Source organism: Frankia sp. Mgl5, from assembly GCF_023242985.1.
GTDB classification, from domain to species: Bacteria; Actinomycetota; Actinomycetes; order Frankiales; family Frankiaceae; genus Parafrankia; species Parafrankia soli.
Genome location: NZ_JALKFY010000003.1, coordinates 1 through 21463, shown reverse-complemented (window position 1 = coordinate 21463; position 21463 = coordinate 1). Strand labels below are relative to the sequence as shown.

Annotated in this window: 17 protein-coding genes; 8 read left to right on the top strand and 9 right to left on the bottom strand. The window is 72.6% G+C overall.

Features of this window, described 5'->3' with window-relative positions:
- Positions 1 to 39: 39 nt before the first annotated feature.
- Both MXD62_RS02245 and MXD62_RS02240 read right to left on the bottom strand, forming a co-directional pair.
- The gene (locus MXD62_RS02245; protein WP_248827772.1) at positions 40 to 777 is read right to left on the bottom strand and encodes a maleylpyruvate isomerase N-terminal domain-containing protein; all 738 of its coding nucleotides are present in this window, start codon (positions 775 to 777) and stop codon (positions 40 to 42) included.
- 49 nt (positions 778 to 826) lie between these two features.
- The gene (locus MXD62_RS02240; protein ID WP_112104923.1) at positions 827 to 1387 is read right to left on the bottom strand and encodes a hypothetical protein; all 561 of its coding nucleotides are present in this window, start codon (positions 1385 to 1387) and stop codon (positions 827 to 829) included.
- Positions 1388 to 1567: 180 nt separating this feature from the next.
- On the opposite strand from MXD62_RS02240, the gene MXD62_RS02235 reads away from it, so the two are divergent.
- From MXD62_RS02235 to MXD62_RS02225, 3 genes are all read left to right on the top strand, one after another.
- Entirely contained in the window at positions 1568 to 2230 is a 663-nt protein-coding gene (locus MXD62_RS02235; RefSeq protein WP_368862300.1) for a RadC family protein, read from the top strand.
- A 179-nt stretch (positions 2231 to 2409) separates the two neighbouring features.
- Positions 2410 to 3051, top strand: a complete 642-nt coding sequence (locus MXD62_RS02230) for a SigE family RNA polymerase sigma factor (protein ID WP_248827877.1) — start codon at positions 2410 to 2412, stop codon at positions 3049 to 3051.
- Entirely contained in the window at positions 3048 to 4403 is a 1356-nt protein-coding gene (locus MXD62_RS02225; RefSeq protein WP_248827770.1) for a hypothetical protein, read from the top strand. The genes MXD62_RS02230 and MXD62_RS02225 overlap by 4 nt, the downstream gene beginning before the upstream one ends.
- A gap of 80 nt (positions 4404 to 4483) precedes the next feature.
- Here MXD62_RS02225 and msrA read toward each other — a convergent pair whose 3' ends face one another.
- The 3 genes from msrA to MXD62_RS02210 all read right to left on the bottom strand — a co-directional run bounded on the left by msrA (position 4484) and on the right by MXD62_RS02210 (position 9363).
- Complete coding sequence (gene msrA / locus MXD62_RS02220; RefSeq protein ID WP_248827769.1) at positions 4484 to 5149, bottom strand: peptide-methionine (S)-S-oxide reductase MsrA; 666 nt, start codon at positions 5147 to 5149, stop codon at positions 4484 to 4486.
- 447 nt (positions 5150 to 5596) lie between these two features.
- On the bottom strand, positions 5597 to 6889 hold the full coding sequence (locus MXD62_RS39600; protein WP_248827768.1) for a PhoH family protein: 1293 nt from the start codon (positions 6887 to 6889) through the stop codon (positions 5597 to 5599).
- 650 nt (positions 6890 to 7539) lie between these two features.
- Entirely contained in the window at positions 7540 to 9363 is a 1824-nt protein-coding gene (locus tag MXD62_RS02210) for a phosphoenolpyruvate carboxykinase (GTP) (RefSeq protein ID WP_071059261.1), read from the bottom strand.
- Between the two features lie 376 nt (positions 9364 to 9739).
- Here MXD62_RS02210 and MXD62_RS02205 point away from each other — a divergent pair, with 376 nt between their 5' ends.
- Positions 9740 to 10357 (top strand): hemolysin III family protein, encoded by a 618-nt coding sequence (locus MXD62_RS02205; RefSeq protein ID WP_251081068.1) that lies wholly within the window; start codon positions 9740 to 9742, stop codon positions 10355 to 10357.
- 261 nt (positions 10358 to 10618) lie between these two features.
- Here the strand turns inward: MXD62_RS02205 and MXD62_RS02200 are convergent, their stop codons facing one another.
- Entirely contained in the window at positions 10619 to 11149 is a 531-nt protein-coding gene (locus MXD62_RS02200) for a hypothetical protein (RefSeq protein ID WP_248827766.1), read from the bottom strand.
- A gap of 190 nt (positions 11150 to 11339) precedes the next feature.
- Positions 11340 to 13349, bottom strand: a complete 2010-nt coding sequence (locus tag MXD62_RS02195) for a thioredoxin domain-containing protein (RefSeq protein ID WP_248827765.1) — start codon at positions 13347 to 13349, stop codon at positions 11340 to 11342.
- Between the two features lie 277 nt (positions 13350 to 13626).
- Between MXD62_RS02195 and MXD62_RS02190 the strand changes: the two genes are divergently transcribed.
- Positions 13627 to 16677, top strand: a complete 3051-nt coding sequence (locus MXD62_RS02190) for a leucine--tRNA ligase (protein WP_248827764.1) — start codon at positions 13627 to 13629, stop codon at positions 16675 to 16677.
- Between the two features lie 88 nt (positions 16678 to 16765).
- Positions 16766 to 17197 carry an alternative ribosome rescue aminoacyl-tRNA hydrolase ArfB gene (arfB, locus tag MXD62_RS02185; RefSeq protein ID WP_020458478.1) on the top strand — a complete coding sequence of 144 codons (432 nt, stop codon included), beginning with the start codon at positions 16766 to 16768 and terminating at the stop codon, positions 17195 to 17197.
- A gap of 71 nt (positions 17198 to 17268) precedes the next feature.
- Here arfB and MXD62_RS02180 read toward each other — a convergent pair whose 3' ends face one another.
- Together MXD62_RS02180 and mca are read right to left on the bottom strand one after the other, a co-directional pair.
- Positions 17269 to 17589 carry a hypothetical protein gene (locus MXD62_RS02180; RefSeq protein ID WP_248827763.1) on the bottom strand — a complete coding sequence of 107 codons (321 nt, stop codon included), beginning with the start codon at positions 17587 to 17589 and terminating at the stop codon, positions 17269 to 17271.
- Between the two features lie 97 nt (positions 17590 to 17686).
- Positions 17687 to 18583 (bottom strand): mycothiol conjugate amidase Mca, encoded by an 897-nt coding sequence (mca, locus tag MXD62_RS02175; protein WP_248827762.1) that lies wholly within the window; start codon positions 18581 to 18583, stop codon positions 17687 to 17689.
- A gap of 612 nt (positions 18584 to 19195) precedes the next feature.
- Here mca and greA point away from each other — a divergent pair.
- Both greA and MXD62_RS02165 read left to right on the top strand, forming a co-directional pair.
- On the top strand, positions 19196 to 19681 hold the full coding sequence (gene greA / locus MXD62_RS02170) for a transcription elongation factor GreA (RefSeq protein WP_248827761.1): 486 nt from the start codon (positions 19196 to 19198) through the stop codon (positions 19679 to 19681).
- 114 nt (positions 19682 to 19795) lie between these two features.
- Entirely contained in the window at positions 19796 to 21307 is a 1512-nt protein-coding gene (locus MXD62_RS02165; RefSeq protein ID WP_248827760.1) for a sigma 54-interacting transcriptional regulator, read from the top strand.
- Positions 21308 to 21463: the final 156 nt, after the last annotated feature.

The window sequence follows — 21463 nt, the reverse complement described above, 5'->3', positions numbered from 1 at the left end:
GCGGGAGCGCCGCACCCGCGAGCACCGGGACGACCTTGATCAGCCCGGCCGCAGCCCGGCCAGGATGGCGGCGTCGCCGTGGACGGCGAGGCCGTCCCCACGCGGACCGGGAGCAGCCGGATCGAGCCGCCCCCACAACGCGAGCAGGACGGGCCCGGCCGGCCCCCGCAGCGCGGCATCCCCCTTGGCGTGCTCGGGCGTCACCGTGACGGCGGGGCCGTCCAGACGCACCAGCCACTCGCCGGGCAGGTCGGTGAGGTGCACATGCGCGGTGCCCTCGCCCGGCGGCGAGATCCCGGCCGCGCGCGCCGCCGGCAGCAGCACCGTCAGCACCTCGTCCACGCCGTCCGCGGCCAGCTGCGGGACCAGCTCCGGCGGCGCACCGAACGCGGCGGCGGCGTCCCAGGCGTGCACCTGGAACTCGTTGGCCAGCCGGCGCGGCCAGAACCCGGCCACCTCGGGGGCGAACCCGGCGACGAACGTCCAGGCCGGCGCGCCCGGATCGACGTCACGAAGCACCGTGAGCGTTTCGGTGACCATCCGCCGGTAGTAGGCGGTGAGCTCGCCGGCCTCCGCGGGCGGGCGGGGCACCAGCTCGGGCGGATCGGTCGTTCCCCGCGGCAGGTGGCGCACCGTCGAGGCGAGCAACCGGGCGACGTGGGAGACCAGGCGGCGGCAGTCCCAGCCGGGACAGCTCGGGACAGGTGCGTCGAGATCACGCGACGCGGCCGCCAGCAGGGCGTCGGCGTGGGCCTCGAACTGTGCTGGGTAGTCCATCAGCCGAAGTGTCGCAGCATCGAAGCCACGCCGCCCGAACCCGACCGGCTCAGGCCGGGGGGACCACGAGGGCCGGTTCACCCAGGTCGGACGCCAGCCGAGCCCACAGGCCGTCCGCCGTGTCGAGGGCGGACGTCGTACGCGTGAGCAGGGTGGGCGGCGGGACGGGCGTGCCGTCGAAGAGGTTGCCGCAGGCCCTGGCCGCGCCGGCGTAGGCCGCGGCGCCGTCGGACCAGGTCCGAGCCGCCGACTCCAGCGGCGCGGCCGGGATCTCGGCCGCGTCCCGGGCCGCCCGGTCCAGCACCTCGCAGGCTGGCCGCAGCGAGATCCCGTCGTTCGCGCCGATGTGGGTGCGCACGTCGGTGGCCGCCCTGGCGACGTCCGTGCGCACCGCCGACGTGGACTGGTACCAGTCGGCCAGCTCGGCCTCGAGGTCGATGGTCGGGGGCGCGGCCGCGCCGGTCTCGGCGTCCGCGCCGTCACCACCGATCAGGAACCACACCCCGATCACCGCGACGAGCCCGACGGCGGCGAGCAGCGCCAGCCCGGTCCGCTGTTCCGGGCGGCTGAGTTCGTCCCACGTCCGATGGTCGTTGTTACGGCGAGCCACATGTTCCCCCACGCGCCGAAGTGTGCAGGCACAGAACAGACGCGCAGGCGCCCCGCGACGTTGCGATACCCCCGGGGCGCCGCGACTGGCGGAACCCGTCGTACCCGCCGTCTACCGTGATACGACGCCGGGCACGGCGGGCCCGGCTCGTGATGTCACTCGCCCATGAACGGGGTAGCCATGCGGGTGAAGGATCTTCCGATACGGGAACGGCCACGCGAGCGAGCCCTGGCCGCGGGCGCCGAGGCACTCGCCGATCGCGAGCTGCTGGCGCTCCTGCTCGGGTCGGGCTCGCCCGGCTGTGACGCGGTCGATCTCGCCGGGCGGCTCATCGCCCGGCACGGCGGGCTGTACGAGCTCTCACGGGCCGACCCGCAGGAGCTGATCGCGCAGCCCGGGGTGGGGCCGGCGAAGGCGGCCCGGGTCTGCGCGGCCTTCCACCTGGGCCGGCGCGCCCGGCCCCCGGCGGCCGGTGCCACCGGGCTGACCAGCACGGCGGCACTGGCCGAGGCCGCCGCGCCGTTGCTGCGCGGCCTGCGCGGCGAGCGTGTCGTCGTGGTCGTCTGCGACGGCAACGCGGGCATCCTGCGGGCGCGGCTGCTCACGCAGGGCGCGTCCGGCCACAGCCCGCTGAGCATGCGCGACCTGCTCGGCTACGTGCTGCGCTGCGGGGGCTCGGCGTTCGGAGTGGCCCACAACCACCCCGACGGCAACCCCGAGCCGAGCGTGGACGACCGCCTCGTCACCACCCGGCTCCGGGAGTCGGCCGCGCTGCTGGGGCTGCGCTTCCTCGACCACGTGGTCATCACCGACGAGACGTGGCGCCGGGTGGTCGACACCTGAGCCCGCGGGCGGGACCCGCGCCCACACCCTCAAGGCGATCACCCGCGGCCACCGCGGGACCGAAGTAGGACGCTCTTCGAGCAGGTGACTGCCGACGAGTCTGGTTCGCGAGGCATCGCGGGACGGGCCGGATGCGTACGGAACAGGGCAACGGCGATATTTCTCAGGGAGACGAGGCCGTGCCCGCCGACGACGCCAGCTTTGAACACTTTGTCGCTGACTGCGCGGATCGACTGCTGCTGAGCGCCGTGCTACTCGTCGGCGGCGACTGGGCGGCGGGCGAGGACCTGCTGCAGGGTGCGTTCGAGCGCACCTACCGGCACTGGAGCCAGATGAACGACCCGAAGCCGGAGGCCTACGTCCGCCGTGCCCTGGTCAACGCGGCCACGTCCCGCTGGCGCAGGCTACGGGCGCGGGTCAGCGAGGTACCGCTGCTCGTCAACGGGAAGTGGACCGCCGACCCGGCCGACCGGCTCGCCGCGAACGAAGCCCTCATCCGGGCGCTGGGGGCTCTTCCACCCCGGCAGCGGGCGGTGCTGGTGCTGCGCTATTTCGACGACCTGCCCGAGGCCGATGTCGCCGCCGTCCTCGGCTGCACCGTCGGCACCGTCCGCTCCCAGACCTCCCGAGGGTTGGCGAAGCTGCGCAACAGCCCCCAGTTGCGCGGCTTCGCCCCACCGGGCCGCGCACCCACGCCCCCCGTCGGCCCATTGGCCGACGTCCTGGCCAACGAGGGCGTGGACACCGCCACCGCCACCGATGAGCTTGCCGCGGCGGTCTGTCCCGCGCCGGCCCGCCGCGCTCCAGGGGAGGCACTGTGACCGTCGCCGGCCGCACCCCGCCCGACCCCACACCGACCAACCGCACACCGACCGCCGACGACCTGGCCGGAGATATCCGGGCGCTGCGCGGGCCGCTCGCCCGCCGCCGCGCCCCCGTCGAACCGGCCGCGTTCGCCGCCGGCGTCCGTGCCCGGGCCCGCCGCCGACGCACCCGGGGCCTCATCGGCGGCGTCGCGGGCCTGGTCATCCTGGTCGCCGTGGGCATCGCGACCTCCCCGCGCCTGCTCGGCGGTGGCTCCGCCGCCACCGTCGTCGCCTCTACCGACCCGTTGGAGGCCACCCCACCGATGTCCAGAACGCCCCACCCCCACGGCGGCTTCACCGTCGGCTGGCTGCCCACCCGGATGACCCACCGCGGCGACCTGGCGGCGCGGGTCTACGCCTCACCCGGTTCGGACGCACCGAACAACCTGGCCTTCGCCATCGACGGGCTCGGCGGCGACTTTCCCTCTCTGACTGAGGCGGCCAGGTTCTTCGGCCCGTTCACCTACATCAGCCAGTTCGCGCTGCCCGGCGCCACCGACCCGGCCGCGGTGGCCGAGTCAGGCTCCACCGCGCCTGTGGCGCCGGCCGCCGGCCTGATCTCGCCGGCGCTGGTCTGGGTGACCGTCACCTGGGATCCCTACACTGCGCCGAACGCCGCCGCCCAGTTGAGTGACGGCAACCTCCTCGGGCAGGTCGGGGCGGTCGACGTCACCCAGACGACCGTCGCCGGCCAGCCTGCCGTCCTGGCCCGTGCCGACTCCGACACCGACACCGACACCGCCCGGAGCCCGTCACCTGCCGACCACCGCTACCGCGCCGCCCTGCTGTGGACGGCGCCGAACGGCGCCCTGGTGGCGGTCGAAGGCGCGGGCCCCAGCCCGGTCGACCCGGCCATCGTCGCGCGTGTCGCGGAGGGGCTCACACTCGTCGGGCAGCCGGCTCCGCCGGCACCACCGGACGAAACGACAGCGGAGGCGATCCGCGCCGCGTTCCACGACGCCTTCACCGCCGGCGTCCCTGACGACCGATTCGCCGCCGCGGTGCAGGACGGTCCGGCGCTGACCTCGCTGCGCGAGAAGGTGGCGGCCCGGTACCCCCGGTTCGCGGCCACCCTGTCGGTGCAGATCGATCAGATGCTCGTCGTCGCCCCGGGCACCGTCTCGGCGGGGCTGTGGGTCTCGTTCACCGACCCGGCGGTGCCTCCCCAGGCCCTGCTGGCGGCACGCAGCCCCTCGGGCGCCTTCGGCGAGGCGGTACTCACCCCGGCGGGCTGGCAGGTCACCCGGGCCGCGTACTGCGACCTGATCATGGGTCTCGGGACTCCCGACCTGCGCTGCCCGCCCTGACCCTTCCGACATCGGCCACGGGTCTGGACACACTGGCCGCCAGCCGGTCGGAGCGCCTGGTCCGACCGGCTGGCGATCGCTCAGGACTCCGCTGACGCGAGGCCGACGGGGCAGCTGACTCCGGTTCCGCCCAGGCCGCAGTAGCCGTGGGGATTCTTGGCGTCCGACAGGTACTGCTGGTGGTACTCCTCGGCGTAGTAGAACGGGCCGGCGGGCGCGATCTCCGTGGTGATCTCCGGGTAGCCGGCGGCGGTGAGGACGCGCTGGAAAGCGTCCCGGCTCGCCTGCGCGGCCGCGGCCTGGTCCTCGCCGGTCGTGTAGACCGCCGACCGGTACTGGGTGCCGACGTCGTTGCCCTGGCGCATGCCCTGTGTCGGGTCGTGGCCCTCCCAGAAGACCCGCAGCAACTCGGCGAAGCTGACCTTCGCCGGGTCGAAGACGACGAGCACGGCCTCGGTGTGGCCGGTCAGGCCGGAGCAGGCCTCCTCGTAGGTCGGGTTGGGCGTGATCCCGCCCGCGTAGCCGACCGCGGTCGAGTACACCCCTGGGACCTGCCAGAACTTGCGCTCCGCACCCCAGAAACAGCCCATCCCGAACACCGCCGTACGCAGCCCCTCCGGGAAGGGGCCGAGCAAGGACGTGCCGAGGACGGTGTGACGGTCGGGGCCGGTGAAGATCGGTGTGCCGCGGCCGGGCAGGGCCTGGTCGGCAGTCGGGAGGGTCGTCTTGTGGCGACCGAAGAACATCGCGAACCACCTCCGGGGAGTTCCGACAGACACAACCACCGCGGACTTCCCCAAGTTCCCGACCCCCCGCAGGCCCCAACCCCGTTCCCGGCGCCCTGCACCCCCAAGCATCCTGGCGCCCGGGCCGATATGTGGCGACTGTCTGTGGCGGGTGAGAGGGTCTGCGGGTGAGAGGGTCTATAGACTCACTCACCCGCCACGGTTCAGCGATGTCGCCGTGCACCCCGGGCCTGCCGTCGGGGCAGGCGTTCCCGGACACCCGGATTCCCCCGAACACCGACGCCCCCGGGCACCCGACGACTCCCGGGCACCACGACGTGCCCGGGCGGCGACGGTCCCTGGGCGTCCCGGGGCTCCGTGAGGGTGGACGTCCAGTGGATGCGGGAGGTTGGGGCGGGGTTCGGGGCGGTTAGGCCAAACTGGGCCAGTTCGGCCGGTTGGGCCCGATCAGAGCACCAGGTCCTCGAGCATGGTTGTGACGAGGGCGGCGATCGGGGACCGCTCGGAGCGGGTCAGGGTGACGTGGGCGAACAGGGGGTGGCCCTTGAGTGTCTCGATGACCGAGGCGACTCCGTCATGACGGCCGACCCGCAGGTTGTCGCGCTGGGCGACGTCGTGGGTGAGGACGACCCGCGAGCCCTGGCCGAGCCGGGACAGGACCGTCAGCAGCACGCCCCGCTCAAGCGACTGTGCCTCGTCCACGATGACGAAGGCGTCGTGCAGCGATCGGCCGCGGATGTGCGTGAGCGGGAGCACCTCGAGCATGCCCCGATCGACGATCTCCTCGATGACCTCGGGCGACACGAGCGCGCCGAGGGTGTCGAAGACGGCCTGCGCCCACGGTGCCATTTTCTCGTTCTCGCTGCCGGGCAGGTAGCCGAGATCCTGACCGCCGACGGCGTAGAGCGGGCGGAAGACGACGACCCGCCGGTGCAGCCGGCGTTCCATGACCGCCTCGAGGCCGGCGCACAGGGCGAGGGCGGACTTGCCCGTGCCCGCGCGGCCACCGAGGGAGACGATGCCGACCTCGTGGTCGAGGAGCAGGTCGAGGGCCACCCGCTGCTCCGCGGAACGGCCGTGCAGCCCGAAGGCGTCCCGGTCGCCGCGCACGAGCTGGATGGACTTGTCGGCGGTGACCCGGCCGAGTGCCGAGGCGCTCCCTCCGGGCGCGGTGAGCACGAGGCCGGTGTGGCAGGGCAGGTCGGCCGCCTCCGCGACCTCGACGAGCTCCTTGGCGTAGATCCGGTCGAGATCGTCCTGGCTGACGGTCAGCTCCGCCATCCCGCTCCAGCCGCTGTCGACCGGCGACAGTGCCTGGTATTCCTCCGCGGCGAGCCCGACCACGGATGCCTTCACACGCAGCGGCAGGTCCTTCGTGACCAGCACCACCTCGGCGCCTTCACGCGCGAGGTTGAGGGCCACCGAGAGGATCCTGGAGTCGTTGTCGTCCACGCGGAACCCCGGTGGAAGCACGGACGAGTCGGTGTGGTTAAGTTCCACTCGGAGCGTTCCACCGGTCTCCAACGGCAGTGGCTGGTCCAGCCGGCCGTGGCGGATCCGGAGGTCGTCCAGGATGCGCAGTGCCTCCCGGGCGAACCAACCCAGCTCCGGGTGGTTTCGCTTACCTTCCAGCTCCCCTATGACGACCAGGGGGAGCACGACATTGTGCTCCGCGAACCGCAGCAGCGCGCCAGGATCAGAGAGCAGCACGCTTGTGTCGACGACATGCGTTCGTGGCACACGCCCACCCGCTTACTCGGAGGTATCCGGGACCGGGCCCCTGAGCAGGAGCCGGGTACCGGCCTCCTGACGTTGTCGCAGTTGCGGCACCGAGGGGCCTCCCGAGTGGCCGACCCGATGTCGGACCACGACTTGAGACGCTAGGGCTCTCACGTTAGCCGCCACCCCGCAAGATGGCGACCAACTTCTTACAACACGCTTCGCTTGTCTTTGTGTGCCCTTCGTGGTCCATGCTCGGCGAAGACTCGGTTCTAGTCACCCTCTGCGAATAATCTCACGGACCGAAACCGATCAGTTCTTCTCAGGTCGCGGCGCCGGCGGCGCTCGGACCTCCTGGCGCGGTGAGACTCTTCCCACCGCGGACCAGCCTCGACGGCACGGGGCCCGTCCCGCGCGCACCCCGTCCTCGGCTACCCCGCGCCGGCACGGGCCGCGGGCCGCTCTCCCCGCAACGCTCTCCCGCAACGTCGAACCCGCCCCCCCGAATGATCGCGGACGCCGGTTCGACGCCCCGGGGAGGGACACCGGCCGCGGTGCGGTCGGTCTCCTCCGGTCGTCAGCCGTCCAGACGCCTGGCCCTCGAGGCCGTTCAGTCCTCGAGAAGCCCGGCCCGCGCCGAGCTCAGCCCGCGCGAGCCGGCTGGCTGGCCGTCAGCCGTTGAGGCGCTTGGTGAGGGCCTCGTGCTCCGCCCACAGCTGGGCCGGCAGGCGGTCGCCGAAGGTGTTGTAGTGCTCCGGGATCAACTCCGCCTCCTGCCGCCACACCTCGGTGTCGACGGAGAGCAGCGTCTCCAGGTCGGCCTCGGAGACGTCCAGGCCCTCGGTGGGGAGCTCGCCCGGGGCCGGGAGGATGCCCAGCGGGGTCTCCGTGCCCTTCGCCTCGCCGTCGAGCCGGCTCGCGACCCAGGCCAGCACGCGGCTGTTCTCGCCGAACCCTGGCCAGAGGTAGCGGCCCTCGGGGCTCTTGCGGAACCAGTTCACGTAGTAGATCCGCGGCAGCTTGTCCGGGTCGGCCTTGTTGCCGATCTCCAGCCAGTGGGCGAAGTAGTCGGCCATGTTGTAGCCGCAGAACGGCAGCATCGCGAACGGGTCCCGTCGCAGCTTGCCGATCGCCCCGGCCGCGGCGGCAGTGGTCTCGGAGGAGACGATCGAGCCGAAGAACACCCCGCGCTGCCAGTCCGGTGCCTCGGTCACCAGCGGGACGGCCGTCGCGCGGCGGCCACCGAACAGGATCGCCGAGATGGGAACGCCAGCCGGGTTCTCCCACTCGGGCGCCATGGTCGGGCACTGGCTCGCCGGCACGGTGAACCGGGCGTTCGGGTGCGCGGCCGGTTCGGTCGAGTCGGGCGTCCAGTCCCGGCCCTTCCAGTCGATGAGGTGTGCGGGCTTGTCCGGAGTGAGGCCCTCCCACCAGACGTCACCGTCGTCGGTCCGCGCGACGTTGGTGAAGACCGCGTTCCCCCACAGGGTCTTGACCGCGTTCGGGTTGGTCTCCTCGCCGGTGCCCGGCGCCACCCCGAACAGACCCGCCTCCGGGTTGACGGCGTAGAGCCGGCCGTCGTCACCGAAGCGCATCCAGGCGATGTCGTCGCCGACCGTCTCGGCCTTCCAGCCGGGCAGCGTCGGGATCAGCATCGCGAGGTTGGTCTTGCCGCATGCCGACGGGAACGCGGCGGCGATGAAGTGGACCTTGCCGGCCGGCGAGGTCAGCTTGAGGATCAGCATGTGCTCGGCCAGCCACCCCTGGTCACGCGCCATGACCGAGGCGATGCGCAGGGCGTAGCACTTCTTGCCGAGCAGCGCGTTGCCGCCGTAACCGGAGCCGTACGACCAGATCTCGCGGGTCTCCGGGAAGTGCGTGATGTACTTCGTCGAATTACACGGCCACGGGACGTCCGTCGCGCCCGGCTCCAGGGGCGCGCCCAGCGAGTGAACCGCCGGGACAAAGAAGCCGTCGTCACCGAGCTGGTCCAGCGCGGGAGTTCCCATACGGGTCATCGTGCGCATGGAGATGACGACGTAGGGCGAGTCCGTAATTTCGACGCCGAGCGCCGAGATATGCGAACCGAGCGGACCCATGCAGAACGGGACGACATACATCGTCCGTCCCCGCATGCATCCGGAGAAGAGCTCACCCAGCTTCGTGCGCATTTCGGCCGGATCAAGCCAGTTGTTCGTCGGGCCGGCATCCTCGGCCTTTTCCGAACAAATGTAGGTCCGGTCCTCCACACGCGCCACGTCGCTGGGGTCCGAAGCGGCGTAGAAGCTGTTCGGGCGTTTCTCGCCGTCAAGCTGGACGAGAGTGCCCTTGTCGATGAGCAGTGATGTCAGCCGATCGAACTCGGATTCCGAGCCGTCGCACCATTCAATACGGTCCGGCTGGGTGAGTTCGGCGATCTCACGCACCCAGGCGAGCAGCCTGGCGTGCTTGGTGGGGGCGGCATCCAGCCCGGGAATCTGTGCCGCGGTCGTCACAGCTCACACCTCCGGTCGAGTTGAACCTGTCGCGTTCTCGTCCCGTGTGCGAGTGCCGTGAGCCAGGTGCCGCGTTCGCACCCGAACACCACCAGACACCCAGGTACAAACCTATGGGAAACGGGGCAGTTCGAGGCCGCGTTCAGGATCATTAGACTGTACCGCTCTTTCGGTGCAGAGTCGCGCGGTAGGCAGTACGCGGAAACGTAGGATCCATCACGCACCGGGACGGACTGACCGCCGCTGGTCGGCTCCGCTTCGTGACCCCGATGCCGACCCGATATCGTTCTGCCCCGTGGCCTCCCCCGCGCGGCAGACCGTCGGCTCCGACGACGCGACCCCGAACTCCCATCCGCGTGACCTGGTGCGACCGCGCATGCGGGGGTGGCTACACGCCGGAGCATTCCCCGTGAGCCTCGCACTCGGCGTCATTGCGGTGGCACTGGCCACGACACTGAGGGCCCGCCTCGGGGTGGCCGTTTACGCGATCAGCATTGCCGCACTGTTCGGAACCAGTGCCCTCTATCACCGAAAAATGTGGTCGACCTCACGCGCCCGCTCGCTGATGAAGCGCCTCGACCACTCTATGATCTTCATTTTCATCGCCGGCACCTACACCCCATTCGCCCTCATCGCGATGCCTGAGCACACCGCACGCATCGTGCTGGCCGTCGTCTGGGGCGGCGCGGCGCTGGGCGTGCTGGTGCGCATGCTGTGGCTGCACTCGCCGCGCTTCCTGATCGTCCCGCTCTACATCGCCCTGGGCTGGGTCGCCGTCTTCGTCATACCCGAGCTGATGCACCAGGCCGGCGTGGCCGCGATGGTCCTGCTACTGGTGGGCGGCGCCTGCTACAGCCTCGGCGCGCTGGTGTACGCCACCCGCCGACCTGACCCGGCACCCAGCACCTTCGGGTACCACGAGGTGTTCCACGCATTCACCCTCGTCGCCGCCGGTTGTCACTACACAGCACTGATGATCGCCATGCTCGGCTGACTCCCGGCACACCCGCACGTGTTTGTGACGCGACGGTGACCGCGGCCCCGCCGCCCGCCACCGAAGGTCGTGCCCGGATCCACCACGGGCGGTCACCGGACCGGTCACCCGGCCGAGCCGACAGTCCGGCCCCTTGGCCCGGCCGACCGGGATACGAAATGCCGAATCACCCGGGACGGGTGACCGGTGGCCGCCGGCGGATTCACCCTCGGCCGGTCGGACCCACCGTCCAAGATTCGACGGCAGACAGTCGGGACGGGACTAGATTCCCGGTCCTTCCGACCGGATCTGCTCTACCTTTTCCATCGCTTCCCGCAACCGGGCGAGCCAGGTGTCGGCGTTCTCCCCCACCAGCCGCACGCACCAGGCAAGGGCCTCGCTCCGGCTGCGCGCCACCCCGGAATCGACCAGGGTGTCGAGAACCTGCCGCTCGGGCTGGCGCAGCCGGGTCATCACCGGAACGGACACGGTGGTGAACAACTCCGTACTACCTCCGAGTGACACCCCCCAGGACACGCTGCGGCCGTAGCGCAGTTCCGCCTCCCGGGCCAGGCCGATTCGCGCGTCCCGGGTCTCCTCGCGAAATCCGCGGATTCGGCCGACCCGGTCCGCGTCCGACGGCGGCAGCGCGCCGACCACGGTGATCTCGTCCCGGTCGACGGTGACCTTCGGTGGCCCGGTGAACCAGCCGTCGGGTACCCGGCGGGCGAACCACGCGGCGACGTCATCGGCCGGGACGGACTCGGGCCGTTCGCCTCCCCGTCCGCCCCCACGCCCGCGAAGACCGGCCATGACAGACCCCTCACCTGGTCGGATGGCACGCCCGGTCGGGCGGCACGGTGGCCCCGCCCGGGCCGGCCGCTCACGCCGCGCCCGGCCCGCGCCGCCGATTACATGCTTACACAGCCAATCGTGACAGTGCGCGGGCCGTCCGGACCAGGCCCGTTCGGCCTCAGCGAACAAACGGCCCGTGCCAATCGGGTCAGGCTGGAAGCCGCACTCCCAGCCGCGCGCGGACCTCCTCCGGGGTCCGCGCCGGAAGCTCGCAGACGAAGTCCCGGCAGATGTAGACGGCTGGCTCGTCCCGGCCCGCGGTCAGCGGGCCCTCGGTGACGACGACCGCGCCGGGAGCGGTGCCGAGCCTGGCCAGACGCTCCAGATCCGGCCGGCCGACCACCGCGACCTCGGCCGGCCCGGCCAGCAGGGCCTCCGCGACGGCACCCGCCCAGCCGGCGAAACGGGCGTCCCGGCTCAACAGCGGGGTGAGCTGCTCGACGGTCGCCCGCGCGCTGTCCCGGTGATCGGCGGAGCCGGTGAGCGCCGCGTAGGTCAGCAGGGCGCCGGCGACGGCCGCCTGACCCGAGGGGGTCGCCGAGTCGGAGGCGTCCCGCGGCCGGCGCAGCAGCGCCTCGGCGTCGTCCGCGGTGTCGAAGTAGCCGCCGTCCGGCGCCGCGAACCGCGCCCGGACCACATCGAGCAACTCGCCGGCGAGCGCGAGCCAGCCCGCGGTGCCTGTCACCTGGTGCAGCGTGAGGAAGCCCTCGGCGACGCACCCGTAGTCCTCCAGCACACCGGCGTTGGGGCCGCGCCGGCCGTCCCGGCTGGTCCGCCACAGCCGGCCCTCGTGCAGGTGGACGTCCCGCAGCAGCTCGGCGGCGCGCTCGGCGGCCCCCACCCAGGACGGCTCGCCCAGCAACGCGCCCGCCTCGGCGAGCGCCCCGATGACCAGACCGTTCCAGGCCGCGACGATCTTGTCGTCCCGGGCCGGCTGTGGGCGGGTGGCGCGCGCGGCGGCCAGCGCCGCCCGGACCCGGGCGAACCTGGCGGGGTCCTCCGGGTCGGCCGGCAGCATCAGCACGGACGTCCCGTGCTCGAAGGTCCCCTCCGCGGTGACCCCCAGGACCTGGGCGGCCAGGGCACCGTCGTCGGGGCCGAGCACGTCCACCAGCTGGGCGGGCGTCCACGAGTAGCTCGCGCCCTCCTCGGGATGGCCGCCGGGGCTGCCCGCCGGCACGGCGTCGGCGTCGAGCGCCGAGGCGAAGCCCCCCTCGGGGGTACGCAGGTCGGCGAGCAGGAAGGCCGCGGTCTCACGCACCACCCGCTCGGCCAGCGGCAGGCCCGTGGCCCGCCACAGATGCAGGTAGACCCGCAGCAGCTGGGCGTTGTCGTACAGCATCTTCTCGAAGTGCGGGACGGTCCACGACTCGTCCACGCTGTAGCGGGCGAAGCCCCCGCCGAGCTGGTCGTACATGCCGCCACGCGCCATCCGCTCGCAGGTCTCGCGCACCATGCCCAGGGCCCGGTCGTCCCCGGTGCGGGCCCAGCTCCGCAGCAGCATCTCGGCGACCATGGACGGTGGGAACTTCGGCGCCCCGCCGAACCCGCCGTGCACGGAGTCGAACCGGTCGGCCAGCCCGGCGACCGCCCGGTCGAGAAGGTCGGCCGTGATCTGTGTTGTGGCCCCACCGCCGGACGCCGTTCCACCGGGCGCCACCGCCTCCGCCAGCTGGCGGGCGATGTCCGCCCCGGACTGCTCGACCTCCGCCCGGCGCGCCGTCCACGCGTCCACGATGGCCGCCATGACCTGGGGGAACGACGCGCTGCCCCGCATCGGCCGGGGTGGGAAGTAGGTGCCGGCGAAGAACGGCTCGGCGGCCGGGGTGAGGAACACCGTCATCGGCCAGCCGCCGTGCCCGGTGAGCGCGACCGTGACGTCCATGTACACCGAGTCGACGTCGGGGCGTTCCTCCCGGTCGACCTTGATGTTGACGAAGTGCTGGTTCATGTACGCGGCGATCTCGGGGTCCTCGAAGGACTCGTGCGCCATGACGTGGCACCAGTGGCAGGCCGCGTAGCCCACGGAGAGCAACACCGGCACCCCGCGGGTGGTGGCCTCGGCGAACGCCTCGGGCCCCCAGGGCCACCAGTCGACCGGATTGTCGGCGTGCTGCAGCAGGTAGGGGGACGTCTGCTCCGCGAGCTTGTTGGGCACCGCACCACCATGCCATCGCCACGGCCGGGACATCGGCCGCGGCAGGGCAATCAGGGCCCCTCCGGCCCACGGTCTCGCGACAGCCGTGCGCGGGAGGAGGGGGGCCATGGCCGAACCGATACGCTGGAGGCCGAAGGTGATCCCCGCTGTTCACTCGCTCCGGTTCACGACCGCCTCGACCGCCACGACCTCGCTGGGCCCGCGGACGGCCGTCGTCGGCAGGGCGCGCGAGCGCGGGCGGGTCAACAGTGATCGAAGCCCTGGGATGCGACCTGCCATGAGCGAGACGACCGAGCGCGGCCCCGCCGCGGTGCCCGCGGGAACCGCGGCCGGTGACGGCGACCTGCCCCACCGGTACGACTCCCGGCTGGCCGCCGAGATCGAGCGGCACTGGCAGCAGCGGTGGCTGCGGGAGGGCACCTTCGAGTCGCCGAACCCGACGGGCCCGCTGTCCGAGGGCTTCGAGGCGGTCCGCGGCCGTGACCCGTTCTACGTCCTCGACATGTTCCCGTACCCGAGCGGAACCGGCCTGCATGTGGGCCATCCGCTGGGCTACATCGGCTCGGACGTCTTCGCCCGCTTCCTGCGAATGACCGGGCGCCATGTCCTGCACACCTTCGGCTACGACGCCTTCGGGCTGCCGGCCGAGCAGTACGCCATCAACACCGGCCAGCACCCGCGGGTGACGACTGAGGCGAACATCGCGAACATGCGCCGCCAGCTCTCCCGGCTGGGGCTGGGCCACGACACCCGCCGCGAGATCGCCACCACCGACACCGCGTACTACCGGTGGACGCAGTGGATCTTCCTGAAGATCTTCGACAGCTGGTACGACGAGGCCGCAGGGCGGGCCCGTCCGATCAGCGAGCTGGTCGAGGAGCTCGACGCCGGGCACCGCGCCGCGACCGGGCCCGGCACGGCCGAGGCGAACCCGCGGCAGGCCGCCTGGTCGGAGCTGACCGCGACGGAGCGCCGCCGGGTCGTCGACGCGCACCGGCTGACCTACATCTCCGAGGAGCTGGTCAACTGGTGCCCGGGGCTGGGCACGGTGCTGGCCAACGAGGAGGTCACACCCGAGGGTCGCAGCGACATCGGGAACTATCCGGTCTACCGCCGTCCGCTGCGCCAGTGGATGATGCGGATCACCGCCTACGCGGACCGGCTGATGTCCGACCTGGACCTGGTCGACTGGCCGGATTCCATCAAGCACATGCAGCGGAACTGGATCGGCCCGAGCGACGGCGCGACCGTCCGCTTCTCCACGGTCACCGGCGCGGGCGACACCGCTGGCGCAGGCGGGGCGGATGCCCCGGTCGGGCCGGCGCCGATCGACGTCGAGGTGTACACCACCCGGCCCGACACCCTGCCGGGGGCGACCTTCCTCGTCCTGGCGCCGGAGCACCCGCTGGTCGACGCCCTGACCGCCACCTCGTGGCCGGCCGACACCCCGGCGGGCTGGCGCTTCGCGCAGGAACGCCCCGCCGGTGTCACCGACGGGGAGTGGACGCCCCAGGCGGCCGTCGACGCCTACCGGGCGTTCGCCGCCCGGCGCAGCGACCGCCAGCGCGGCGGCACGGAGATCGACCGCACCGGCGTGTTCACCGGGACGTACGTCCGCAACCCGGTCGGCGGCGGCGTGATCCCGGTCTTCCTGGCGGACTACGTCCTGCTCGGCTACGGCACCGGCGCGATCATGGCGGTGCCCGCGCACGACGAGCGTGACTTCTCCTTCGCCCGGGAGTTCGGCCTGCCCATCCCCGCGGTCCTGGAGCCCGACGAGGCGTGGCTGGCCGAGCGCGACCTGGCCGCCGGGGCTCCGGCGTCGTCCTGGCCGGAGGCGTTCAGCGGCGACGGCTCGTATCTGGCCGGCGCCACGGACCGGCCCGTGCTGGCCGGCCTGTCCAAGGCCGACGCGATCAAGACGACGATCAGCTGGCTGGAGGACGCCGGCCGCGGCCGGGCGACCCGCTCCTACCGGCTGCGGGACTGGCTGTTCTCCCGCCAGCGCTACTGGGGTGAGCCGTTCCCGATCGTCTTCGACGACGACGGCATGCCCCGCGCCGTGCCCGAGGACCAACTGCCGGTCGAGCTCCCGGAGATGACCGACTTCCGGCCGAAGGCGATGGCCGACGACGACGAGAGCGAGCCCGTCCCCCCGCTGGCCCGGGCCACCGAGTGGACCACGGTCACCCTCGACCTGGGCGACGGCCCGCGCGGCTACCGCCGCGAGCTGAACACGATGCCGCAGTGGGCCGGCTCCTGCTGGTACTACCTGCGCTATCTGGACCCGACGAACTCCGAGCGCTTCGTCGACCCGGCCGTCGAGCGCTACTGGATGCACTCCGAGCGCGGCCCGGCCGGTGACGGCGGCGTCGACCTCTACGTCGGCGGCGTCGAGCACGCCGTGCTGCACCTGCTCTACGCCCGGTTCTGGCACAAGGTGCTCTACGACCTGGGCCTGGTCTCGACCAGGGAGCCGTTCAAGCGGCTCTACAACCAGGGCTACATCCAGGCGGACGCGTTCACCGACGAGCGCGGCATGTACGTCCCGGCGACCGAGGTCGTCCAGGGTGCCGACGGGTCGTTCAGCCACGAGGGCGCCCCGGTCAACCGGCGCTCCGGGAAAATGGGCAAGAGCCTCAAGAACAGCGTCAGCCCCGACGAGATGTACGACAGCTACGGGGCCGACACGCTGCGCGTGTACGAGATGGCGATGGGCCCGCTGGACGCCCACCGTCCGTGGCGCACCGACGACATCGTCGGCTCCTACCGGTTCCTGCAGCGGCTGTGGCGCAACATCATCGACGAGGGCACCGGGGAGCCACGGGTCCGTGCCGCCGCGCTCGACGACGAGACCGCGCAGGCCCTGCACCGGACGATCCTGGCCGTCCGCGCCGACTACGCCGAGCTGCGCTTCAACACCGCGGTCGCCCGGCTCATCGAGCTGACGAACCTGGCCAGCAAGCGCTTCGGCGCCGGGCTCGACGGCCCGCCGCGGGAGCTGGCCGAGGCGTTGGTGCTGATGGCCGCGCCGCTGGCGCCGCACATCGCCGAGGAGCTGTGGACGCGGCTGGGGCACACCGGCTCGGTCTGCGCCGTGCCCTTCCCCGAGGGGGACGAGTCGCTGGCGGCGGCCGCGACGGTGCGGCTGCCGGTGCAGGTCAACGGCAAGGTGCGCTTCACGATCGACGTCCCGGCCGACGCGGACGAGGCGGCCGTGCGCACGGTCCTGGAGGCACATGTGGACTACACCCGGCACACCTCCGGGCGCACCATCAAGCGCCTCATCGTGGTCCCCGGCCGGATCGTGAACATCGCCCTGGGCTGAGCCGGGTCCGGCCCCACCGCCAGCCGATCTGTGGCGGTGGGGCCGAAACTCCCGGGACGAAACCACCGCCGGCTGGCACGATGGACGGGTGCTGCCGAGCGTCCTGGTGATCCGGCCGGGCTTCGGAATCCCGGCCGGCGAGCTGGCGTGGCGCTACTCGCGATCCGCCGGGCCCGGCGGCCAGTCGGTGAACACCTCCGACTCCCGGGTCGAACTGTCGTTCGACCTGGCCCGGTCGGGCTCCGTCCCGGAGCAGATGCGGGAGCGGGCGTTGTCCCGCCTTGACGGACGGCTGGTGGACGGCGTGCTCACGCTCGCCGCCTCCGAGCACCGCTCCCAGCTCCGCAACCGGGAGGCCGCGCTCGCCCGGCTGGCCAGCACCCTCCGGGAGGCCACCGCGCCGCCGCCCCGGCCGCGCCAGGCGACCCGCCCCACCCGCGGCTCGGTCGAGCGCCGGCTGGCCGGCAAGAAGCGCCGCTCCACGATCAAACGTGCCCGCCGCGACCGCCCGGACGACTGAACACCCGGGCAGCGGCACTGGTACCAAGAGCAGCACCCGGCGACCGAGCGGCCGAGCGGCCGGGCCGCAGGTCAGGCCGGGTCCGGGTCCTTCTCCGCGCCGGTCGCCGTGCCACCGGCCGCGGCGCCGCCTGCCGCCGCACTGCTCACCGCCGCGCTGCCTGCCGCCGGTTCGGAGGCCGGCGCCGAATCTTCGGCCGCGGCCCGGCCCCGCTCGCGCGCCTCCGAGCCGAACTCGCCGCTGGCGACGTTCGCCCGCATCCGGCGCAGGCTGCCCGAGAGGAACGTGAACAACGCGACCGAGGCGAGGATCAGCGCGAAGACCACGAGAGCGCCACCGGTACCCGTGCCGATCTCCGCGGCGAGCCGCGTTCCGCCGGATGTGTCACCCACCGACCGGCACCTCCTGTTCGCTGTCCTGTGTCCGCTGTCCGATGTCGATGTCCGGTGCGTCTGCCCGTTCCGCGACCCTACGCCGCGCCACCGACAGTCAGCGGATCCCGTTGAACAGATCGTCCTCGGGGAGGACCCCGACCTCGATCAGCGACCGGGCGAGCTGGTAGTCCTCGGTGGGCCACGCCTGGCGCTGCAGTGCCAGCGGCACCTGGAACCACGGCCCGCTCGGGTCGACCTGGGTGGCGTGCGCGAGCAGGGCGCGGTCGCGCACCTCGAACCAGTCGGCGCAGGGCACCCGGGTGGTGAGCCGGCCGGTGTCCTCGGCGCGGTCGATCCACTCGTCGAGCCGCTTGGCATAGGGCGACTCCAGCCCGGCGGCCAGCATTCCCTCGTGCAGGGCGAGGATCCGGTCCTTGTGGAACGTGAGGTGGTAGTAGAGCTTCAGCGGCTGCCACGGCCCCAGGCCGACGTCGGCGCCGACCTCGGGGTAGCGCGCCGGGTCACCCGCCGCCTCGAACGCCTCCACGCTGATCCGGTGCGTCATGATGTGGTCGGGGTGCGGGTAGCCGCCGTTCTCGTCGTAGGTCGTGACGACCTGCGGGCGGAACTCGCGGATCAGCCGGACCAGCGGCCGGGACGCGGCGGCCAGCTCCAGCGTGGCGAAGCTCCCTTCCGGCAGCGGCGGCGGCGGGTCACCTTCGGGCAGCCCCGAGTCGAGGAACCCCAGCCACTCCTGGCGCACGCCCAGGATCTGCCGCGCCCGCTCCATCTCCTCCCGGCGGACCTCGGTCATCCGGGCCAGCACCTCGGGAGAGTCCATTGCCGGGTTGAGGACGCTGCCCGCCTCGCCGCCGGTACACGTGACCACCAGGACCTCGAGGCCCTCGTATGCGTAGCGGGCCATCGTCGCCGCGCCCTTGCTGGACTCGTCGTCGGGATGCGCGTGGACGGCCATGAGCCGCAGACCACGCTCCTGTTCGTCCGGGAACATGCGACCATTGTGGCTGACGGCCGGACGGGCCCGGCCCAGGCCGACACGGTGACAGCCGGGCGCACGGCGAGCGCCTGACCCGGGCCGGCGAGCGCCTCGCACCGGCCGCCGAGCACCCGGGCTACTGGCCGGTAGCGCCGCCAGGGCAGGCGTTCGGCCAGGCACACGGCCGGCGTTCGGGCAGGCCGCCGGGTTCCATGCGGTCGCCCCCGACAGGGTGGGTACGGAAGCCACCCGGTCACCCGGCGAGACCCAGTTCACTTTCGATCTGGAAAAGTCACCGAGAGCCGTGGCAGAATACACCGTCCGCGCACGCTCCGAAGACAGCGAGGTCGCCGGCCGGCACTCCGACATCGTCGTCGGCCCGGCCTCGAGCGAGCCACCGGTCAACGGCCGCGCCGGCCCGTCGCACGGACGGCCGCGCGCGCCGGGCGAACCGATGTCGAGGACGGCCGGAACACCCGCTCGGCCTCGTGCCGACCGCCGTGGCGTCGGCCGTGCGCTGACCTCACGAGGTCGGAACGGGGTCGTCGGAACGGGGTCGGACAAACCGGCAACCATGATTCCCTCCAGTAAAGTAAGAACTTTGGTATCCCTCGAGGAGCGTGACGCGTGACGCAGCAGACCTGGCTCACTCAGGAGGCCTACGACCGACTTCGCTCCGAGCTCGACTACCTCACGGGCACCTGGCGGACGGAGATCGCCGCGAAGATCGAGGCCGCGCGGGAGGAAGGCGACCTGAAGGAGAACGGTGGCTACCACGCGGCCAAGGAGGAGCAGGGCAAGCAGGAGGCCCGCATCCGCCAGCTGATGGACCTGCTCCGCGACGCGCGCGTCGGCCAGGCGTCGTCCGCCGCGTCCGGCGAGGCCGGACCCGGCACGATCGTCGAGATCCGCTTCCCCGGGGAGAAGGAGACCGAGCGGTTCCTGATCGGCTCACGCGAGGACCACAGCGCGAGCATCGAGGTGTTCTCCCCCGCCTCCCCGCTGGGCGGCGCGGTCACCGGGCACAAGGCCGGAGACACGGTGAAGTACACGCTTCCCAACGGCCGGCCGGCCACCGTGGAGATCGTCTCGGTCGCGCCGTACGCGTCCTGAGGACGTCGCCTTACGTGTTCTGAGGACGTCGCGGGCGAGCGGGGCGGAGTACGCCATAAGCGGACGGCCTCCCACTCCGCTGCGCGCGGGCCGGCGTGGACGTACCGTCGGCTGGTGGCAGATCCGCCGGCTCCGCACAGTCCGTCCACGCCTCCGACGAACCCGATCACCGTCGGCTCGACGGCCCGGAAGACGACCGACGCCCCCGGGTCCGGAACTCCGCCGACCGACATCACCCTGGCTGACCTGCGCAGATCAGGGCACCGGCAGCGCTCGGTGCGCGCCGAGCTGCGCGGCAACCTCCTCGCCAGGATGCGGGCCGACGAGACCCGTTTCCCGGGCATCGTCGGTTTCGACGACACCGTCCTGCCGCAGGTCGAACGGGCGCTGCTGGCCGGGCACGACATCGTCTTCCTCGGCGAGCGCGGGCAGGGCAAGACCCGTCTGATCCGCACGCTCGTCGGCCTGCTCGACGAGTGGTCGCCGGCCGTCGCCGGCTGCGAGATCAACGACCACCCCTACGCGCCGGTGTGCGGCCGGTGCCGCCTGCTGCTCGCCGAGGTGGGCGAGCGGCTGCCCATCGCCTGGCGGCACCGCTCGGAGCGCTTCGGCGAGAAGCTCGCGACCCCCGACACCAGCGTCGGCGACCTGATCGGCGACGTGGACCCGGTGAAGGTCGCAGAGGGCCGCACCCTCGGCGACCCGGAGACCGTCCACTACGGGCTGGTCCCGCGGACCAACCGCGGAATCTTCAGCATCAACGAGCTGCCCGACCTGGCCGAGCGCATCCAGGTCTCGCTGCTCAACGTGCTTGAGGAGCGAGACATCCAGGTCCGCGGCTACATGCTGCGGCTGCCGCTGGACATCCTGCTGGTCGCCTCGGCGAACCCGGAGGACTACACCAACCGTGGCCGGATCATCACGCCGCTGAAGGACCGCTTCGGCGCCGAGGTCCGCACGCACTACCCGCTGCGCCTGGACGACGAGCTGCGGCTCATCCGGCAGGAGGCCGTGGTCTCCTGGGCCGACTCGCCGCTGGGCCGGCCCGAGCTGCCCGACCACCTCATCGAGGTGGTCGCCCGGTTCACCCGGGCAGTGCGTGACGCGCCGCAGGTGGACCAACGCTCGGGTGTGTCGGCCCGGCTCGCGGTGGCGGCGGCGGAGACGGTGGCCGCCTCGGCCGTCCGCCGGGCGGCGCTGACCGGCGAGGACACCGCCACCGCGCGGGTCGTCGACCTGGCCGCGATCGTCCCGGCGGTACGGGGCAAGGTCGAGTTCGACCAGCTCGAGGAGGGCCGCGAGGACGAGGTCCTGGCCCTGCTGCTGCGCCGCGCGATCGCGGAGACCTTCCGGGCGAAGCTGGCCGGCACCGACCTCTCCGGCCTGCAGCAGCGCTTCGAGCGCGACGGCGCGGTCGAGACGGGCGATCTCGTCCCGGCCGCCGAGCTGCTGCGCCGGGTCGGTCCCGTCCCAGGCCTGGCGGCGATCCTCAACCGCCTCGACATCGACGGCGCCGAGTCGCCGGGGCTGGCAGCCGCCGCCCTGGAGCTGGCGATGGAGGGCCTGCACCTCAACCGCCGGCTCGCCAAGGAGGAACTGCCCGGGCGGACGGTCTACGGGGGCTGACCGCCGGCACCGGGCCCCGCACCACTCCGCCACACGCGACGGCGCCCCACGACGCCGCCGCACGCGACGCCACCCCGCGGCGCCCGGCGGGGGCCCGCGCCCCGCGGCCCCGGCCCCCCCCGGGGGACCCGGGGGCTGCCGGCAGGTACGCGACCG

Excerpts from the sequence above, each read along its gene's own strand:
- mca (WP_248827762.1), bottom strand. The coding sequence starts at position 18,583 with ATGTTCCCGGACGAACAGGAGCGTGGTCTGCGGCTCATGGCCGTCCAC.
- MXD62_RS02245 (WP_248827772.1), bottom strand. The coding sequence starts at position 777 with ATGGACTACCCAGCACAGTTCGAGGCCCACGCCGACGCCCTGCTGGCG.
- MXD62_RS02235 (WP_368862300.1), top strand. The coding sequence starts at position 1,568 with ATGCGGGTGAAGGATCTTCCGATACGGGAACGGCCACGCGAGCGAGCC.
- msrA (WP_248827769.1), bottom strand. The coding sequence starts at position 5,149 with ATGTTCTTCGGTCGCCACAAGACGACCCTCCCGACTGCCGACCAGGCC.
- MXD62_RS02200 (WP_248827766.1), bottom strand. The coding sequence starts at position 11,149 with ATGGCCGGTCTTCGCGGGCGTGGGGGCGGACGGGGAGGCGAACGGCCC.
- MXD62_RS02205 (WP_251081068.1), top strand. The coding sequence starts at position 9,740 with ATGCGGGGGTGGCTACACGCCGGAGCATTCCCCGTGAGCCTCGCACTC.
- MXD62_RS02190 (WP_248827764.1), top strand. The coding sequence starts at position 13,627 with ATGAGCGAGACGACCGAGCGCGGCCCCGCCGCGGTGCCCGCGGGAACC.